1 protein-coding gene and 1 pseudogene are annotated in these 1,885 nt (G+C 42.8%); both read left to right on the top strand.

Annotation, left to right across the window (positions count from 1 at the left end; translation table 11 throughout):
* Window positions 1-231: 231 nt before the first annotated feature.
* Window positions 232-1,371, top strand: a pseudogene (locus tag FTT91_RS14455) (ISNCY family transposase); the annotation flags it as partial.
* Window positions 1,372-1,413: 42 nt separating this feature from the next.
* Window positions 1,414-1,885 (top strand): IS6 family transposase (locus tag FTT91_RS14460; protein ID WP_151817486.1); only part of this gene is annotated, 472 nt, incomplete at its 3' end.

The raw sequence follows: 1,885 nt of genomic DNA on the forward strand, positions 1-1,885 counted from the left end.
AATATGATTGCTGAGAACTGCCTTGTTTTGAAACTTGGTTGGCTTTAATTAGTTTTTAGTATTCTTTATAGAAAATGCCTCGATCAAGGGGCATTTCTAACAATCATTTAACATAAAATTTCTTATGTGAAGTAACCTTGTTAGAAACCATTTAAAGTGTCTATATTCTCACCAATAAAAATGTCTAGTTTATGATGGTTTTTACCATCATGGACTGGATATAAATTAGAGATGTTGATCACTATGTCTGACAAGGAAATTCAACGTCTTGCAGTTCTGCAAGACGTTCGAGATCATCGTATTACCCAGGTCCGTGCTGCTGAAATCCTGAATCTTTCCACTCGTCAAATTACCCGGTTATTGCAGAAACTCAATCAAGACGGTGTTTCAGGTCTGGCACATGCCAGTCGTGGTCAACCTGGCCATCATCGCCATGATGAGTTATTAAAATCAAAATGTCTTTCCATTATTTCTGAACATCTGCTGGGCTTTGGACCTACCTTGGCGCATGAGAAGCTCAGCAGCATATTTGACCTGAATATCCCGGTAGAAACGGTTCGGCGCTGGATGATGGCCAATGACCTCTGGATTCCGCGATCCAAGCGCCTTAAACGTCCATATCAGCCACGTTATAACCGGGATTGCTTCGGTGAGCTGATCCAGATTGATGGCTCATATCATGACTGGTTCGAAGGACGCGCTGCTAAGTGCTGTTTATTGGTGTATATCGATGATGCCACTGGAAAGCTGTTGCATCTACGCTTCTGTGAGGCGGAAACCACCTTCGACTATATGCTTTCAACCCGAGCCTACATTGAACAATACGGCAAACCTCTGGCCTTTTATAGCGACAAACATTCGGTATTCAGAGTTAATCAGAAATCCAGGAAAGACAGCCAGATCACGCAATTTGGGCGGATTCTGAACGAGTTAAATATTGATATTATCTTTGCCAACTCACCACAGGCTAAAGGTCGCGTAGAACGCGCGAATAGAACCCTTCAAGACCGTTTGATCAAGGAGATGCGTCTGGAAGGCATCAGTTCAATTGCCGAAGCCAATGCATGGCTACCCTGCTTCATTGAGCACTTCAATCAGAAGTTTGCCAAGTGTGCGAGAAACTCGAAGAATTTACATCGATCTTTAACGGAATCTGATGCTGAGCTGGAGGATATATTCACTTGGCAGGAACCGCGTAAGGTCACGAAGAACCTAACCATCACCTATGACAAGTGTATTTATCTGCTTGAACCGACAGAGCTGAATCATAAGCTTGTTGGGCAATACATTTCATTTCTGGAGTACCCGGATGGCACTGTGGCCCTCATGCATGAAGGACGGAAGATCAACGGCACTGTTGCAAATAGGCTGACATGATAAGCTAAATATCTTATTTATTTCGAGATACAGCAGATGAATCCCTTCCACGGTCGGCACTTTCAAGGTGAAATCATTCTTTGGGCTGTTCGTTGGTATTGTAAATATGGCATCAGCTATCGTGAACTTCAGGAAATGCTGGCCGAACGTGGAGTGAATGTTGATCACACCACAATTTATCGCTGGGTTCAGCGTTATGCTCCAGAAATGGAAAAACGTTTACGTTGGTATTGGCGTAATCCTACAGATCGACATTTATGGCATCTGGATGAAACTTACGTAAAAGTGAATGGCAAATGGGCATATCTATACCGTGCAGTTGACCAACGTGGCCATACTCTTGATTTCTATCTTTCTGCTAGACGAAATACCCATTCAGCTTATTGTTTTCTTGGAAAAATTTTAAATAATGTGAAGAAGTGGCAAATTCCACAAGTGATCAACACGGATAAAGCACCCACATATGGACGTGCTTTATCACGGTTAAAACGGGAAGGTAAATGTCCAC

This window comes from Acinetobacter sp. YH12021 (genome assembly GCF_013420145.1).
GTDB classification, from domain to species: domain Bacteria; phylum Pseudomonadota; class Gammaproteobacteria; order Pseudomonadales; family Moraxellaceae; genus Acinetobacter; species Acinetobacter towneri.